General features: G+C 31.4%; 17 protein-coding genes. 10 read left to right on the top strand and 7 right to left on the bottom strand.

Features of this window, described 5'->3' with window-relative positions; all coding sequences use genetic code 11:
* Both HMPREF2578_RS05850 and HMPREF2578_RS05845 read right to left on the bottom strand, forming a co-directional pair.
* On the bottom strand, positions 1–840 hold an 840-nt coding region (locus tag HMPREF2578_RS05850), incomplete at its 3' end, for a pyridoxal-phosphate-dependent aminotransferase family protein (RefSeq protein WP_070468376.1).
* Between the two features lie 103 nt (positions 841–943).
* Positions 944–1,387, bottom strand: coding sequence for an OsmC family protein (locus tag HMPREF2578_RS05845; protein WP_017176107.1), 444 nt, complete (start codon positions 1,385–1,387; stop codon positions 944–946).
* A 78-nt stretch (positions 1,388–1,465) separates the two neighbouring features.
* Here HMPREF2578_RS05845 and HMPREF2578_RS05840 point away from each other — a divergent pair, with 78 nt between their 5' ends.
* Entirely contained in the window at positions 1,466–2,212 is a 747-nt protein-coding gene (locus HMPREF2578_RS05840) for a glycerophosphodiester phosphodiesterase (RefSeq protein WP_048680930.1), read from the top strand.
* Between the two features lie 51 nt (positions 2,213–2,263).
* Here the strand turns inward: HMPREF2578_RS05840 and rpsD are convergent, their stop codons facing one another.
* Complete coding sequence (gene rpsD / locus HMPREF2578_RS05835) at positions 2,264–2,866, bottom strand: 30S ribosomal protein S4 (RefSeq protein ID WP_070508291.1); 603 nt, start codon at positions 2,864–2,866, stop codon at positions 2,264–2,266.
* 231 nt (positions 2,867–3,097) lie between these two features.
* Positions 3,098–3,565 (bottom strand): GAF domain-containing protein, encoded by a 468-nt coding sequence (locus HMPREF2578_RS05830; protein WP_019835459.1) that lies wholly within the window; start codon positions 3,563–3,565, stop codon positions 3,098–3,100.
* Between the two features lie 131 nt (positions 3,566–3,696).
* Between HMPREF2578_RS05830 and ezrA the strand changes: the two genes are divergently transcribed.
* From ezrA to HMPREF2578_RS05795, 7 genes are all read left to right on the top strand, one after another.
* Positions 3,697–5,391, top strand: a complete 1,695-nt coding sequence (gene ezrA, locus HMPREF2578_RS05825; RefSeq protein WP_048761515.1) for a septation ring formation regulator EzrA — start codon at positions 3,697–3,699, stop codon at positions 5,389–5,391.
* A gap of 162 nt (positions 5,392–5,553) precedes the next feature.
* The gene (locus tag HMPREF2578_RS05820; protein WP_019835457.1) at positions 5,554–6,690 is read left to right on the top strand and encodes a cysteine desulfurase family protein; all 1,137 of its coding nucleotides are present in this window, start codon (positions 5,554–5,556) and stop codon (positions 6,688–6,690) included.
* Positions 6,691–7,914: a tRNA uracil 4-sulfurtransferase ThiI gene (gene thiI / locus HMPREF2578_RS05815; protein ID WP_070508290.1), complete on the top strand. Its 1,224-nt coding sequence runs from the start codon at positions 6,691–6,693 to the stop codon at positions 7,912–7,914.
* A 30-nt stretch (positions 7,915–7,944) separates the two neighbouring features.
* Positions 7,945–8,730, top strand: a complete 786-nt coding sequence (locus tag HMPREF2578_RS05810; RefSeq protein WP_080979090.1) for a sulfite exporter TauE/SafE family protein — start codon at positions 7,945–7,947, stop codon at positions 8,728–8,730.
* Between the two features lie 93 nt (positions 8,731–8,823).
* Positions 8,824–9,318 (top strand): thiol peroxidase, encoded by a 495-nt coding sequence (gene tpx, locus HMPREF2578_RS05805; RefSeq protein ID WP_002448307.1) that lies wholly within the window; start codon positions 8,824–8,826, stop codon positions 9,316–9,318.
* Positions 9,319–9,441: 123 nt separating this feature from the next.
* Positions 9,442–10,389 carry a class I SAM-dependent methyltransferase gene (locus HMPREF2578_RS05800; RefSeq protein ID WP_019835454.1) on the top strand — a complete coding sequence of 316 codons (948 nt, stop codon included), beginning with the start codon at positions 9,442–9,444 and terminating at the stop codon, positions 10,387–10,389.
* Between the two features lie 82 nt (positions 10,390–10,471).
* Positions 10,472–11,668 carry an acetate kinase gene (locus HMPREF2578_RS05795; RefSeq protein WP_019835453.1) on the top strand — a complete coding sequence of 399 codons (1,197 nt, stop codon included), beginning with the start codon at positions 10,472–10,474 and terminating at the stop codon, positions 11,666–11,668.
* Positions 11,669–11,849: 181 nt separating this feature from the next.
* Here HMPREF2578_RS05795 and HMPREF2578_RS05790 read toward each other — a convergent pair whose 3' ends face one another.
* Positions 11,850–12,347 carry a universal stress protein gene (locus tag HMPREF2578_RS05790; RefSeq protein WP_048761525.1) on the bottom strand — a complete coding sequence of 166 codons (498 nt, stop codon included), beginning with the start codon at positions 12,345–12,347 and terminating at the stop codon, positions 11,850–11,852.
* A gap of 152 nt (positions 12,348–12,499) precedes the next feature.
* Here HMPREF2578_RS05790 and ald point away from each other — a divergent pair, with 152 nt between their 5' ends.
* Positions 12,500–13,618: an alanine dehydrogenase gene (ald, locus tag HMPREF2578_RS05785; RefSeq protein WP_070508289.1), complete on the top strand. Its 1,119-nt coding sequence runs from the start codon at positions 12,500–12,502 to the stop codon at positions 13,616–13,618.
* A gap of 88 nt (positions 13,619–13,706) precedes the next feature.
* Here ald and HMPREF2578_RS05780 read toward each other — a convergent pair whose 3' ends face one another.
* Positions 13,707–14,762, bottom strand: coding sequence for a M24 family metallopeptidase (locus HMPREF2578_RS05780; RefSeq protein WP_048679560.1), 1,056 nt, complete (start codon positions 14,760–14,762; stop codon positions 13,707–13,709).
* Between the two features lie 129 nt (positions 14,763–14,891).
* On the opposite strand from HMPREF2578_RS05780, the gene HMPREF2578_RS05775 reads away from it, so the two are divergent.
* Positions 14,892–15,581, top strand: coding sequence for a metal-dependent hydrolase (locus HMPREF2578_RS05775; RefSeq protein ID WP_048679563.1), 690 nt, complete (start codon positions 14,892–14,894; stop codon positions 15,579–15,581).
* 58 nt (positions 15,582–15,639) lie between these two features.
* Here HMPREF2578_RS05775 and HMPREF2578_RS05770 read toward each other — a convergent pair whose 3' ends face one another.
* Positions 15,640–16,053 (bottom strand): universal stress protein, encoded by a 414-nt coding sequence (locus HMPREF2578_RS05770; protein WP_048679566.1) that lies wholly within the window; start codon positions 16,051–16,053, stop codon positions 15,640–15,642.
* Positions 16,054–16,088: the final 35 nt, after the last annotated feature.

The raw sequence follows: 16,088 nt of genomic DNA, 5'->3' as shown, positions 1-16,088 counted from the left end.
TTCTCTTAAACCATCTCTAATCAAGTAATGTCTGTGAATGGTATTGTTAAATCCTTCTTTTTTAATAAGTGCAGCATAAGCGTTAACCGCTCTAAATAATCCAACATTTGGTGTGAATGGAGTAGAATTTTGTTCAATAGAATCAAAGTACTTATTTAAATTTAAATAAAAACGTGGTGTTTTAACTGCTTTAAATCGCTCTTGTGCACGATGATTATAAGCAACAAAAGATAGGCCAGGCGGTAACATTAAAGCTTTCTGGCTACCTGACACGAGTACATCAATATTGTCTCTTTCTAAATCGACATCAACGGCACCAATACAACTTACGCCATCGACAACGAAGTAAATGTCTTGATTGAATGCTTTAATCACTTTTCCTAATTTGTGTATAGGGTGAAGTACAGCAGTAGAAGTCTCGCAAAATTGGGTGAATACAGCAGTAATATCATGTTTAAGTGAATGTAAATATGTTTCAAATGCTTCAATGTCGACCGCTTTTCCCCATTCAACATCATAAACATGTACATTCTTATAATATGTTTCAGCAATTTGTTTAAAACGATTGCCAAATGCACCTGATACAATGACTACAAAATGATCCTCGGGATTGACTATATTTAACATACTAGCTTCTAAGACGCTAGTACCACTTGAAGTAAGAATCATTACTTTATTTTTAGTTCCAAAAATAGGTTTTAAATGATTAAATGCTTCTTCTGCGATAGCTTCAAAATCTGAAGAACGATGGCCTACCATTGATAAATTAAGTGCATGTGTGATTTCATCAGGTACAGGGGTTGGTCCAGGTGTTAATAATAAGGGTTCATAATAATACATCGTAAATCTTCCTCCTGATATAAGATTTTTTAATTTTACCAAATATTCTGAAAATTTAAAAGTCTAAAATAAAAAGCGGCAGTTAAATCGACCGCTTTTAGTTCTAATCTTGAATGGTTGCTTGAATTTCTATTTTAACGTTGTTTCGAATTGAGTTAGATATCATACAATGATGATCAGCAATATCTAATAGTTTAGGAAGTCGTTTATTAAGATGCGTTTTTTCTTCTTCTGTAAGAGATATTGTTGGATAATGAGTGATTTTTTCCATTTTAAATTTTCCATTTTCAAACACTGCGCTTCCAATTGACTTAATTTCTAAATGAATATTAGTAAATTTAGCTCTTTCAAGTGTAGCAGCTAAAGAGATAATATAACATGATGAGGCTGCTGCAACTAACATTTCATCGGGATTTGTCCCAGTTCCATTACCACCAAGTGAAGAGGGAATAGAAATTTGCTCAGAAATTACATCGCCATTAACTTTACCGATTTCTTCACGACCTCCACGCCATGACGTATGAACTACAAAATCGTGTTTAACCATTATTATTGACCTCCTATATCATTATGGTAATTTAAGTGTAGTTGAACATATAATTAATTTAAAGGATGGTATTTAAAAATGAAAATACAAAAGCCTAATACATCATTTCAAATCGTTGCACACCGTGGATTATCGCAGAAATATCCTGAAAATACGGTAGAAGGTTTTAAAGCAGCCCTTATGCAACATATTGATATGTTAGAAATTGATGTACATTTTACAAAAGATAAACAATTAGTAGTCATTCATGACGATTCCATTGACCGCACATCGAATCAAAAGGGTAAAGTAAAAGATTTTACTTTAGAAGAATTAAAACAATTTGATTTTGGAATCAGACATGGTGAAACTTTTAAAAATACTCGTATTTCTACTTTTAGCGAAGTACTTTCATTATTTAAAAATTACTCTAAAACATTACTTATTGAAATAAAAAAACCAGAACAGTATCCTGGCATTGAAAAAGCGTTACTTGAGGAACTCGATAAATTTCAAATTCCCTCTCATAGAGTCATTATTCAGTCATTTGATGTGGAAAGTGTTAAAAGAATGTCTGAATACACAAAGAAATATGCACTAGGTGTTTTAATAAGTAAAAAGCAATACTGGTACAAACAACCTGATTTTGAAAATATAGCTTCTTTTGCACAATTTATAAATCCTAACTATAAATTAATAAATAAAAAATTTATCAAGCGTGCTCATGAACATCATCTTAAAGTAATACCTTATACAGTAAATAACATGAAAGATGTGAAAAAATTGATTCATTTAGGAGTAGATGGAATTATCTCAGATATACCAGATAATATATTTAAATTATAAATAAAAAACCACCCTGACCAAAATGGAAAGGGTGGTAGAATATTAATCAACTTATCTTGAGTAGTACTCAACGATTAATTGTTCATTAATTTCAGCTGGTAATTCACTACGTTCTGGTAAGCGAACGAAAGTACTTTTTAAGCTGTCAGCATCGAAATCTAAATATTCTGGTACGAAATTGTTGATTTCAACAGATTCTTTAATGATATCTAAGTTTTGTGATTTTTCACGAACTGAGATAACTTGACCAGGTTTTAAAGTGTATGATGGGATGTCAACACGTTTACCATCAACTTCAATGTGACCATGGCCAACTAATTGACGAGCTTGACGACGTGTACGTGCTAAACCTAATGAGTAAACTACTGCATCTAAACGGCTAGCTAATAAAATCATGAAGTTTTCACCGTGTACACCGTGCTGTTTACCAGCAATATCAAATGTGTTACGGAATTGTCTTTCAGTCATTCCATATAAATAACGTAATTTTTGTTTTTCACGTAATTGTAAACCATATTCTGATAATTTTTTACGTTGGTTTGGACCATGTTGTCCTGGTGCGTAAGGACGTTTTTCTAATTCTTTACCAGTACCACTTAATGAGATACCTAAACGACGAGATTTTTTCCAGTTAGAACCTCTGAAACGAGCCATAATAAGACTCCTCCTTTTTCTTTTTTGTTGGAATGAATAAACAAAAAAGAGTGTTGTATGCTCATTAAGATATATTGTTTTATGTGTCTTCACCTTATAGCTACAGTTACATGACACGTCCACATCGGGAACAACATAGAGCTTAATAATATACAACTGCTATTTTCGTTAATTCACACAAAATTCATTGTACCATTATTTTTTAAAGTGTCAAGGAATCATTTAAATTTATTATTTTGATAATTGGTGTTCTAAGATAGAAACTATCTCTTCAAGTCCTTGTTGATCGCCTTTACTAAATCGTTGTGTAATAGGCGCATCTATATCTAACACGCCGATTATTTCATTATCAACATGAATTGGAACGACAATTTCAGATTTACTATTAGCATCGCAAGCGATGTGACCAGGAAATGTATTTACATCATCGACAAGTTGTGTTTGGTTATTTGCAACAGCAGTTCCACATACACCTTTTCCTATAGAGATATGCACGCAAGCAGGATGCCCTTGGAAAGGACCTAAAATAAGTTCATTATTTTCAATTAAATAAAATCCTACCCAATTGATTTGATCTAAGTTGTCATTGAGTAAAGCTGAAGTATTACTTAAAATTGCAATTAGATTTGTTTCATCTTCAATAAGACTTGCAAGTTGTTTACCTAATAAGTTGTAATTTGTTTCTTTAGTTGTCGTCATATAAAAACCTCTCTATGTAATATTTTGATTATTAGTATAAATGTAAAAATTTTTTCAATCAATTCTTTGAATTTTATTTTAATGACGGGATAAGATACGTTATAATAATGATAATATAGGAGGAGAATGAGATGGTTTTATACATTATATTAGCAATTATTATTATTATATTGATTGCTGTCGGTATTATGTTTTATTTACGTTCTAACAAACGTAAAATGGTTGAGCAAGCAGAAGAACGTAAATTAAAAGTTCAACAGTTACCTTTTGAAGATAATTTAGAAAAGTTATCAGCTTTAAACCTTAAAGGTGAAACGAGAACAAAATACGACGCGTTAAAACAAGATACATTAGATCACACTAATAACTATTTAGCACCAGTAGAAGAAAAAATTCATGACGCTGAGCTTCAACTTGATAAATTCCAATTTGCAGGAGCTCAAACTGAAATTGATGACGCTCATGAATTAATGGATAGATATGAAGCTGGTTATCAGTCACAAGTAGATGAAGTAAATGAAATTCTTTCTCTACATAAAGATAACGAAGCAATCTATGAAAAATGTAAAATAGATTATCGTGAAATGAAAAGAGATGTTTTAGCAAATAGACATCAATTTGGAGAAGCGGCAGCTCCTCTTGAAAAACGTATTGAGGCTTTTGAACCAGAACTTGATCAGTATGACATGCTGAAAGAAGAAGGTAACTATGTACAAGCTCATAATCATATTAATGGATTAAATGACTCTATTAATGAAACAAAAGGATATATGGATGAAATTCCAGATTTAATTAGAGAAACTCAAAAAGAGTTACCAGGACAATTCCAAGATTTAAAATATGGTTGTAGAGATTTAAAAGTAAATGGTTATGACTTGGATCATGTAAAAATTGATGGAACATTACAAAGCTTAAAAACTGAATTAAATTTTGTAGAACCTATGATTAGTCGTCTTGAATTACAGGAAGCTAATGATAAATTGCAACAAATTAATGATAAGCTTGATGAAATGTATGATTTAATTGAGCATGAAGTAAAAGCTAAAAATGAAGTTGAAGAAACAAAAGAAGATATTACAAATGAATTATTCAAAGCGAGAGAAATGAACTATACGCTTAGAACAGAAATCGACTATATACGAGAAAACTATTTCATTAATGAAAGTGATGTTCATAGTATTAGACAACATGAAAATGAAATTCAAAATCTAGTTGTAGTATATGATGATATTCTAAAAGAAATGTCTAAATCTGCTGTGAGATACAGTGAAGTAAAAGATAATTTAGAATACTTAGATGAACATGTAAAAGTGATTAATGAAGAACAAGAAAAATTACAAAATCATCTGATTCAACTTAGAGAAGATGAAGCTGAGGCTGAAGATAATCTATTAAAAATTCAATCGAAAAAAGAAGAGATTTATCGTCGACTTCTTGCTTCAAACCTAACAAGTGTTCCAGAGCGATTTGTTATTATGAAAAATGAAATCGACCATGAAGTAAGAGCGGTCAGCGAACAATTTAACGAACGTCCGCTTCATGTTAAACAACTTAAAGATAAAGTTTCAAAAATTGTAATTCAAATGAATACTTTTGAAGATGAAGCGAATGATATATTAGTCAATGCAGTCTATGCAGAACGATTAATTCAATATGGAAACAGATATCGTAAAGATCATCATAGTGTAGATAAAAGTTTAAACGAAGCAGAACGTTTATTTAAAAATAACCGTTATAAGCGCTCAATTGAAGTATCAGAGCAAGCACTTGAAAGTGTAGAACCTGGTATAACAAAACATATTGAAAATGAAGTGATTAAAGGATAATACATTTTTATAGTTAGAGAATGACCTAGACATCCACATATTTCTAGGTTGTTCTCTTTTATTTTTTTAAAAAAATAGTATAATGCTTGAGTGTCTATTTTTAAGTCGAGAAATCTAAAATATGTTTTAGATATGTTATTGATGAAAGTGAGTGTTCTATATATGATTTATTTAGATAATGCTGCCACAACAAAACCGAACCAAGCGGTTTTAGATTCATTTCTAAAAGTAAGTGAGAAAGCTTATTATAATGCTAATAGTCCTCATCAAATGGGTTTACAATCAGAAAAAATATTATTACAGGCTAAGTCGCGTGTAAAAGAGATGTTAAACCTCAATAATAATACTGATGTCATTTTCACAAGTGGTGCCACTGAGTCTAATAATATTGCACTCAAAGGTATTGCATTAAGAAAAAAACAGTTTGCGAATGTAATCATTACCTCAGTATTAGAGCATCCATCAGTATTAGAAGTGATGCGTTATTTAGAAACACAAGGATTTATATTGAAATATGTGAATGTGACTCCAAATGGTCAAATAGATATTAATCATTTAGAACAATTAATGACGGATAATGTGGGCTTAGTAACATGTATGTATGTCAATAATGTTATGGGACAAATACAACCGATAAAAGAAATTGGCTCATTATTAAAACAATATCCTAAGGCACATTTTCACGTAGATGGCGTTCAGGCTTTAGGGAAAATTCCAATGCAATTAGAGAATGTAAATAGTGTAAGTTTTAGTGGTCATAAATTTAATGGTTTAAAAGGTCAAGGCATATTAATTATCGATAATAAGGAAAAAATTGAACCGACAGTATTTGGCGGTGGCCAGGAATATGGAATTAGAAGTGGCACTGTAAATTTAGCAATGAATGTTTCACTTGTGAAAGCAATGGAAATTGCAATTCAAAATTTAAATGAGCTTAATCATCGTCTATCACGTTATAATAAAGTAATTAGAGAAAGTTTAAGTCAATATAAAGGAGTGTATATTAATTCTCCAGAAAATAGTGCTCCGCATATTTTAAATATTGCTTTTCCAGGAGTAAAAGGAGAAGTACTTGTTAATGCGTTCTCAAAATTGGATATTATGGTGTCGACTACAAGTGCATGTTCGTCTAAAAGAGAAAAATTAAATGAAGTTTTGTTAGCAATGGACATCGAGGACAACAGAATAGAGGGAAGCGTTCGCTTATCCATGGGTGAAACTACAACAGAAAAAGATATCGAACAATTTAAAGATAAATTTAAATTAATCTATGCTCAAATAAAGGAGTTGTTGAAATAAATGAAATATGATCATATTTTGGTAAGATATGGAGAACTTACGTTAAAAGGAACAAATAGAAAAAGATTCACAAATGTATTAAAAGAAAATGTGATTCAGTCATTACGTTCATTAGAAGGTACACGAGTTAAATGTGAGAGAGATCGCATGTTTATCTCGCTTTTTGAGGAAGCAAATGTAAATGAAGTCATGAATCGTTTAACAAAGATATTTGGCATAAAATCTATTAGTCCAGTATTTAAAACAACACAAAATCTTGAAGATATAAAACAACTTTGTGTTTCGTTAGCTAAAGACTTTGCAAATGGAGATACTTTTAAAATTGATGTAAAACGTGTAGATAAATCATTTTCATTAGATACGTATCAACTACAAAGAGAACTAGGTGGTGTCATTTTAAAATCAGTTGATCATTTAAAAGTAGATGTTAAACGTCCGACACATAATATTAAAGTGGAAGTACGTAAAGAAGGCGTATATATCTATACTAAAGTTATCGATGGTGCTGGCGGATTACCTACAGGTACAGGTGATAAAACACTTCTTCAGTTATCAGGTGGGATTGATTCACCAGTAGCTGGTATGGAAATGATGAAACGTGGCGTAAAAATAGAAGCTATTCATTTTCACAGTCCACCATTTACAAGTGAAAAAGCGAAAGACAAAGTGATTGAATTGACACGCATACTATCTGAACGTGTAGGACCCATTAAATTACATATTGTTCCTTTCACAGCACTTCAAAAACAAATCAATAAGTCTGTGCATCCACGATATACCATGACTTCTACTAGACGCATGATGTTACGAGTGACAGATATTATTTTAGAACGTATTGGAGCGAACGCTATCGTAAATGGTGAAAATTTAGGTCAAGTAGCTAGTCAAACATTAAAGAGCATGTACGCAATCAATGATGTTACATCTACTCCTATTTTAAGACCACTTATTTCTTTAGATAAAGAAGACATTATAAAAAAAGCAAAAGAAATAGGAACATTTGAAGTTTCAATACAGCCTTATGAGGATTGCTGTACGATTTTTACGCCTAAAAACCCTGTAACTGAACCAGATTTTGATAAAGTTGTTAAATATGAAAGTGTGTTTAACTTTGATAATCTTGTTCAAGAAGCAGCAGACAATGTAGAAACAATAGAGATTAATAAAGATTATAAAACTGAAAAAGATAAAAGTACTGATGCACTCATTGATGAATTATTTTAATATGAAAGTATTAAAGTAATTTAATAAGGGGTGGGCGTTATAGAACTAAGTTTTCATATTATTTTCATTATTATTAGTTTTGGTTTCTTGGCAGCATTTATAGATGCTGTTGTAGGTGGCGGTGGCTTAATATCAATTCCTGCACTCTTAGCTATAGGAATGCCGCCATCATTAGCATTAGGTACAAACAAATTAGCAAGTGCGTTTGGCTCATTAACGAGTGCAATCAAATTTTTAAAATCTGGAAATGTTGATAAAAAAATAGTATTTAGACTATTTCCGTTTGTATTTATATTTGCAGTTGGTGGAGCAAGTTTAGCTACTTTCTTGCCATCAGATGTTTTGAAACCACTCGTTATAGTCATATTGACACTTGTTTTAATTTACACCATTTTTAAGAAAGAATGGGGTAATGTCAGAACGTTCTCTAAATTTACTATTAGTAAAGCGATTGCCTTTATATCACTTCTGCTTTTAATTGGATTTTATGACGGATTCTTAGGCGGAGGTACTGGATCATTTATGTTATTTGTATTATTAATGTTTGGATTTGATTTTTTAAGTGCAGCTGGTAATGCAAAAGTATTAAACTTTGCTTCAAACGTTGGTGCATTAACATTATTTATTATTCTTGGTCAAGTAAATATAGCATATGGATTAATTATGGCAGTCAGTATGGTGATTGGGTCGTATACTGGTGCACATTTTGCAATCAAAAAAGGTGTAGGATATGTCAAAATTTTATTTATAATAGTTACCATTTTACTCATTTTAAAAAATACCTTTGATTATATCATGCAAATCATTTCAAATTAAAATAGTAGTTAGTGTTTTAAATGATTGAAATAAGTTTAAATACTATCGTATCATTAAACTATAATTTAAATAACTAATGGGAGGTCATATAATATGACAGAAATTACTTTTAAAAATAACCCTATACATTTAGAAGGAACTGAGGTTTCAAAAGGAGATGTGGCTCCTAATTTTAAAGTTTTGGATAATAGTTTAAATGAAGTTACTTTAGATAATTTTAAAGGGCAAAAGAAATTGATTAGTGTTGTTCCTTCTATTGATACTGGCGTATGTGATCAACAAACTCGCAAATTTAATGAAGAAGCTTCTCAAGAAAATGGTGTAGTACTTACAATTTCAGCGGATTTACCTTTCGCTCAAAAAAGATGGTGTGCATCAAATGGTCTAGAAAATGTAATTACGTTAAGTGACCATAAAGATTTATCATTTGGTGAGCATTATGGTGTTGTTATGAAAGAAATGAGATTATTAGCGCGTTCTGTTTTCGTATTAGATGAAAACAATCATGTAGTTTATAAAGAGTTAGTTCAAGAAGGTACTGATTTTCCAAATTTCGAGGCTGCTTTAGAAGCTTATCGTAATATTTAAGTCACTATTAAATGATTAAATTAAAGATATAATACTAATATTGTCCATATGTATTTTAAAATGAATGATTTCGTTTTAAGACATTTGCATTATGGACATTTTTTTATTGGAAAGGAATTGAATATGGCAGAAGAACAAACTATTATGGAAAGATTATTCCGAACTTTAGATGATAAAGCTAAGTCGTTAAATGAAGAAAATGGTCAAAGCTTTATAGAAAATTTAGGTTTAGCAATGGAAGATGTATATCGTAATCAACGTACTCTATTAGAACAAGCAACGCTTCAAGATCGTCGAAAAGCATTTCAATTTGCTTACTTAAGCTTATTACAAGAAGAAAATATTCAGGCAAATCATCAAATTACACCAGATTCTATTGGCTTAATTTTAGGTTTTTTAGTACAAAAATTTATAGAAAATAATAAAGAATTACAGATTGTTGATATTGCAAGTGGAGCTGGTCATTTAAGCGCTACAGTGAATGAAGTATTAAAAGATAGCGAAGTTATGCATCACTTAATTGAAGTAGATCCTGTTTTATCGAGAGTTAGTGTGCATCTAGCGAATTTTTTAGAAATACCGTTTGATGTGTATCCTCAAGATGCGATTATGCCATTACCATTGGAGGAAGCTGATGTGGTTGTTGGAGATTTTCCTATTGGATATTATCCTTTAGATGAACGTAGTAAAGAAATGAAACTTGGATTTGAAGAAGGCCATAGTTATTCACACTTTTTACTCATCGAACAAGCCGTCTATGCTTTAAAACAAAGTGGCTATGCTTTTTTAGTAGTACCTAGTAATATTTTTGAAGATGAACATGTGAAACAGTTACAAAATTTTATTACTACAGAAACTGAAATGCAAGCATTTTTAAACCTTCCTAAAACATTGTTTAAAAATGAAAATGCACGTAAATCAATTTTAATACTACAAAAGAAAAAAGCAAATGAAACTAAGCCTGTAGAAGTGTTATTAGCTAATATTCCGGATTTTAAAAATCCTAATCAATTCCATGGTTTTATTAACGAATTAAATGAGTGGATGGACGCAAATCATTCACAAAAATAAACTGTGATATTCTTGAATTACTTCTGTATTAGTGGTTAAATAGATATGGATATTTAATATATAAATTGGAGGACAATGAATCATGTCTAAATTAGTTTTAGCGATTAATGCGGGAAGTTCTTCTTTAAAGTTCCAACTTATCAGAATGCCTGAAGAAGAATTAGTTACAAAGGGCTTAATTGAGCGTATTGGTATTAAAGATTCAATATTTACTATTGAAGTAAATGGTGAAAAAGTAAAAAGAGTTAAAGATATTAAAGATCATGAAGAGGCAATTAATATCATGTTAGATAGCTTCAAAAAACATGGTATTATTAATGATATTAATGATATTGCTGGTACAGGGCATCGTGTTGTTCATGGTGGAGAATTATTCCCTAAATCTGCTTTAGTCACTGATGAAGTAGAAGAAAAAATTGAGTCATTAAGTGAATTAGCGCCATTACATAATCCTGCAAACTTAATGGGAGTTCGTGCCTTTAGAAAGTTATTACCTAATATTCCACATGTTGTAGTTTTTGATACTTCATTCCATCAAACTATGCCAGAAAGTTCTTATTTGTATAGTTTACCATATAACTATTACGAAGATTTTGGTATTCGTAAATACGGTTTCCATGGTACAAGCCATAAATATGTATCACGTCGTGCGGCTGATATTTTAGAAAAACCTATTGAAGAATTACGTATTATTTCTTGTCATATTGGTAATGGTGCGTCAATTGCTGCAATTGATGGTGGGAAATCTATCGATACATCAATGGGCTTCACTCCATTAGCAGGTGTAACAATGGGTACACGTTCAGGAGATATTGATCCAGCTTTAATTCCATTTATTATGGAAAAAACAGGTAAAACTGCTGATGAAGTTTTAACAGTTTTAAACAAAGAATCTGGATTATTAGGTATCTCTGGTACTTCAAGTGATTTACGTGATTTATTAGGTGAAGCTGCCAATGGCGATGAACGAGCTGAACTTGCTTTAGATATTTTTGCTTCTAGAATTCACAAATACATTGGTTCTTATGCTGCTAGAATGCATGGCGTTGATGTTATTGTCTTCACAGCAGGTGTCGGTGAAAATTCATCACCAATACGTGCTAAAATTTTAGAAGGCTTAGAGTTTATGGGTGTTTATTGGGATCCTAAGAAAAATGAATCTACTCACGGTGAAGAAGCTTTCATAAATTACCCACACTCTCCAGTTAAAGTAATTGTTGTTCCAACTAATGAAGAAGTCATGATTGCAAGAGACACAGTAAAATTCGGTGAATTATAAGATATATTAAAAAAACGATGAGATTAAACTTATCTCATCGTTTTTTAGAATATAACAGGGGAATAGAACAAAAGTCATGTTGAATTTGTTGTCCCACTCTAATGTTGTATCTCTAACATATTAAAGAGGTCTGAGACAATTCCTTATGTCTCAGACCTCTTTATTTACATACATTACTTTATTAAGAAAATTGTTTTCTAAATTCAGGAGTTGCAACTTCAGGTTGGAAATCTTCTGGAATTTCTTCAGTACGCACGACAAGTACATCACATGGTGCATGACGAACGATTGCTTCTGAAACAGAACCAACGATAAATCGTTCTACTGCATTTAATCCTGAAGTACCACACATTATTAAATCGACACCTAATTCATTTGCTAACTTTTTAGGTATAATCGCTTTAGGTGATCCAAATTCTAAACGAGTTTCTACATTTGTAACACCTGCACGTGAAGCAACTTCCTTATAGCCTTTTAAAAGTTCATCAGAAAAACCTTTAGATTTTTCCGTGAATTGAGCATCGTACACTTCATAAGAAGAGTAAGTTCTTGAATCGATAATATTAACAATAGTTAATTGAGCATCATTACGTTTAGCAACGTCTACAGCTTTGTTGAAAGCCCATTCTGCTTCATGTGAACCATCAACTGCGATTAAAATGTTTTTATAAGTTAACATCTTAAGTCCCCCTTAACTTTTCTTAATTCAATTTTAACATAAATTTCTGAATATTTAATATTTATAATTCAACAATTATGTGGACATTGTGTATCTTTGGTGATTGCGCTTTCATTACTTTAGCGTTACCATAAGAAGTGGAGGTGGATGGAATGAAAATCGGTATTCCAAAAGAAATAAAAAATAATGAGAATAGAGTAGGTTTATCACCAAGTGGTATACATGCATTAGTTGAACAAGGACATACAGTACTTGTTGAAACAAATGCAGGTTCTGGTTCATATTTTGAAGACGACGATTATAAACAGGCTGGTGCAGAAATAGTTAATGATGCAAAAACAACTTGGGATGTAGACATGGTGATTAAAGTAAAAGAACCATTAGAAGAAGAATATAAATATTTCAGAGAAGGTCTTATCTTATTCACATACTTGCATCTTGCTAATGAAGAAAAACTTACTCAAGCATTAGTTGATAATAAAGTAGTAAGTATTGCCTACGAAACAGTTCAATTACCAGATCGTTCTTTACCTTTATTAACACCAATGAGTGAAGTTGCAGGACGTATGTCAGCTCAAATTGGTGCAGAATTCTTACAAAAAATTAACGGTGGAATGGGTATTTTACTTGGTGGCGTGCCAGGTGTACCAAAAGGCAAAGTTACGATTATTGGTGGCGGTCAAGCAGGTACAAATGCTGCTAAAATTGCTTTAGGATTAGGTGCAGATGTAACTATTTTAGATGTAAATCCTAAACGTTTAGCGGAATTAGAAGATTTGTTTGACGGTCGTGTTAATACAATAATGTCTAATCCACTTAATATTGAAAATGCAGTTAAAGAAAGTGACTTAGTTATTGGTGCAGTATTAATTCCTGGAGCGAAAGCACCAAGTTTAGTTACTGAAGATATGATTAAACAAATGAAAGACGGTTCAGTAGTAGTCGACATTGCTATTGACCAAGGTGGTATCTTTGAAACTACTGATAAAATCACGACACATGATGATCCAACTTATGTTAAACATGGTGTTGTACATTATGCAGTAGCGAATATGCCTGGTGCAGTTCCACGTACGTCTACTATTGCTCTTAATAATGCGACTTTACCTTATGCACAGTTACTTGCTAATAAAGGTTATAAAGAGGCATTTAAAGCAAATCAACCTCTGTCATTAGGTTTAAATACGTATAAAGGTTATGTAACTAATAAAGGTGTTGCAGAAGCTTTTGATTTAACTTATACATCTATTGAAGATGCATTAAAAGAATAATCTAAATTAATTCAATAAAAAGCGGAATAGCATTCGTTATGAGTGCCTATTCCGCTTTTTTGATATAAAAGAGAGATTTAATTTTAAATTATTTATTATAATGTGTAAGTACTTCAAACCCAGTATCAGTGACTAAAATATCATCTTCAATTCTGACGCCAGCGACATCAGGCACATAAATGCCAGGTTCAATTGTAATCACCATACCTGCTTCAAGTAAATTTGTATTTGTACTTGATACATCTTGATATTCATGTTCTTCTAAACCGAGTCCATGTCCTAATCGATGAGGGAAGAAATCACCGTAACCCGCTTCTGAAATAATGTCTCTAGCAATTTTATCAATATTTTGTAAAGGGACACCTGGTTTAATTGCTTCAATAGCACTTTGTTCAGCTTTTAATACAATATCATAAATCGTTCTTGCTTCTTTACTTGGTTCACCAAATTTTACAGTTCTTGTCATATCACTACAATAATGATTATAGACTACACCTAAATCAAATAATACATATTCATTCTTAACTAATGTTCGATCTCCAGGTGTACCATGTGGAGATGCAGCATGGTCACCAAATAGTACCATTGTATCGAAACTCATTTCACTGACGCCATATTTTTTAATTTCATTTTCAATATGATTTACAACTTCTCTTTCAGTTACGCCTTCAGATAAAAATGAAACACCAATATCTATACATTTATCTGCAAGTTCAGCAGCTTTTTTTATATTTTTAACTTCATTTTCATCTTTAATATTTCTTAGCTTTTTAATAGTTAAATCGATATCTTCATACACTTTAATGTTAAAGTTATTCGTAAGTTCTCGTTGACGTTTAACAGTGAGATGTTCACTTTCAATTAATAATTTATCAAATGTATGGGGTGCTAAATCGAAAGGACTCTCAGTATCTAAATAGCCAACAATATTTCCATTAAAAGGTGAATGCTTAACTTCTTCAACTTCCATTTTAGGACAATATAATGTGCATTCACCATTTGAAGTTATAAGTAACGCAAACAATCTTTCATGAGGTTCACTTCTATAACCTGTGAAGTAGAATATATTAAGTGGAGTAGTAATCCATGCTGCATCAGCATTTTTATCTTTTAATGTTGCAATAATTTCGTCTGTTTTAATCATAATACGTATCCTCCTATAGTTTAATCAATTTAATTTTACGTCTAAATAGAAATGAATTCAAAGTGTTTCAAGTTATAAATATAATTATCAGGGTATAATAATAATATTAAAATATAGGAGGTTCTATATATGAAACTTTCATTTCATGGACAGTCAACGATTTATTTTGAAAGTAATGACAAAAAAGTAATTGTTGATCCATTTATTTCTGGTAATGATAAAAGTGATTTAGATGAGCAGACATTAGATGTGGATTATATTATTTTAACGCATGGACATGGTGATCATTTTGGTGATGTAGTTGAATTAGCTAATCGCAATCATGCTACAGTGATTGGTTCTGCAGAAGTACAAGGCTATTTAACAACGTATCATGGAATTGAACACGCACATGGTATGAATATTGGCGGTAAATATCAATTTGATTTCGGTACAGTAAAATTTGTTCAAGCCTTCCACAGTTCAAGTTATACTAATGAAGATGGAATACCTGTTTATTTGGGTATGCCAATGGGCGTTATCATTGAAGCAGAAGGTAAAACAATTTACCATGCAGGAGATACTGGTTTATTTAGCGATATGAAATTAATTGCTGAACGTCATCCAGTAGATGTATGTTTTATTCCTATTGGTGATAATTTTACTATGGGTATTGAAGATGCAAGTTATGCAATAAATGAATTCATTAAACCTAAAATTTCAGTGCCTATTCATTACAATACATTCCCATTAATTGAACAAGATCCACAGAAATTTAAAGAAGCAGTATCTCAAGGAGAAGTACAAATTTTACAACCTGGTGATGAAGTGACATTTTAATGATATATAGAAAAGACGGTAAATATAGCATTTACCGTCTTTTTTTATAAGATTAAAATTATTTAACTATTAAAACAGGGATAGTAGCACGTTTAGCAACTTTATGACTAACACTACCTAAAACAAATTTCTTTTGTTGTTCAGCTTTACGGTTACTTAATACGACAATGTCATATTTACCACTATTTGCATGTTTCACCAATTCATCTTTTGGATTTCCACGAACGATAATTTGATCATAATTAATACCATAATCATCTAAAGTATGACGTGTGTGTTCAAGTCCTTGATCACGACGATGTGTCAATTTTTCGATGTGAGTCCCTCCTTTAATAGAGGCTTGGATGTCTTGTTCACCAATCGCATTCATGATTGTAACAACGGTACCTGGGCCAGCTAATTTTGAAATTTCTTTCAATGCTTTGTCATTTTTTAATTGAGTATCTACACCTAGTAATATGTTTTTATACATAGGTCATCCCTCCTTATATTTAATTATATAATTAG

Source organism: Staphylococcus sp. HMSC072H03, assembly GCF_001809305.1.
Lineage (GTDB): Bacteria > Bacillota > Bacilli > Staphylococcales > Staphylococcaceae > Staphylococcus > Staphylococcus hominis.
The sequence above is the reverse complement of the archived record's forward strand: the minus strand, read 5'-3'. Positions and strand labels throughout refer to the sequence as shown.

Excerpts from the sequence above, each read along its gene's own strand:
- HMPREF2578_RS05845 (WP_017176107.1), bottom strand. The coding sequence starts at position 1,387 with ATGGTTAAACACGATTTTGTAGTTCATACGTCATGGCGTGGAGGTCGT.
- HMPREF2578_RS05840 (WP_048680930.1), top strand. The coding sequence starts at position 1,466 with ATGAAAATACAAAAGCCTAATACATCATTTCAAATCGTTGCACACCGT.
- rpsD (WP_070508291.1), bottom strand. The coding sequence starts at position 2,866 with ATGGCTCGTTTCAGAGGTTCTAACTGGAAAAAATCTCGTCGTTTAGGT.
- HMPREF2578_RS05830 (WP_019835459.1), bottom strand. The coding sequence starts at position 3,565 with ATGACGACAACTAAAGAAACAAATTACAACTTATTAGGTAAACAACTT.
- ezrA (WP_048761515.1), top strand. The coding sequence starts at position 3,697 with ATGGTTTTATACATTATATTAGCAATTATTATTATTATATTGATTGCT.
- HMPREF2578_RS05820 (WP_019835457.1), top strand. The coding sequence starts at position 5,554 with ATGATTTATTTAGATAATGCTGCCACAACAAAACCGAACCAAGCGGTT.
- thiI (WP_070508290.1), top strand. The coding sequence starts at position 6,691 with ATGAAATATGATCATATTTTGGTAAGATATGGAGAACTTACGTTAAAA.
- tpx (WP_002448307.1), top strand. The coding sequence starts at position 8,824 with ATGACAGAAATTACTTTTAAAAATAACCCTATACATTTAGAAGGAACT.
- HMPREF2578_RS05800 (WP_019835454.1), top strand. The coding sequence starts at position 9,442 with ATGGCAGAAGAACAAACTATTATGGAAAGATTATTCCGAACTTTAGAT.
- HMPREF2578_RS05795 (WP_019835453.1), top strand. The coding sequence starts at position 10,472 with ATGTCTAAATTAGTTTTAGCGATTAATGCGGGAAGTTCTTCTTTAAAG.
- HMPREF2578_RS05790 (WP_048761525.1), bottom strand. The coding sequence starts at position 12,347 with ATGTTAACTTATAAAAACATTTTAATCGCAGTTGATGGTTCACATGAA.
- ald (WP_070508289.1), top strand. The coding sequence starts at position 12,500 with ATGAAAATCGGTATTCCAAAAGAAATAAAAAATAATGAGAATAGAGTA.
- HMPREF2578_RS05780 (WP_048679560.1), bottom strand. The coding sequence starts at position 14,762 with ATGATTAAAACAGACGAAATTATTGCAACATTAAAAGATAAAAATGCT.
- HMPREF2578_RS05775 (WP_048679563.1), top strand. The coding sequence starts at position 14,892 with ATGAAACTTTCATTTCATGGACAGTCAACGATTTATTTTGAAAGTAAT.
- HMPREF2578_RS05770 (WP_048679566.1), bottom strand. The coding sequence starts at position 16,053 with ATGTATAAAAACATATTACTAGGTGTAGATACTCAATTAAAAAATGAC.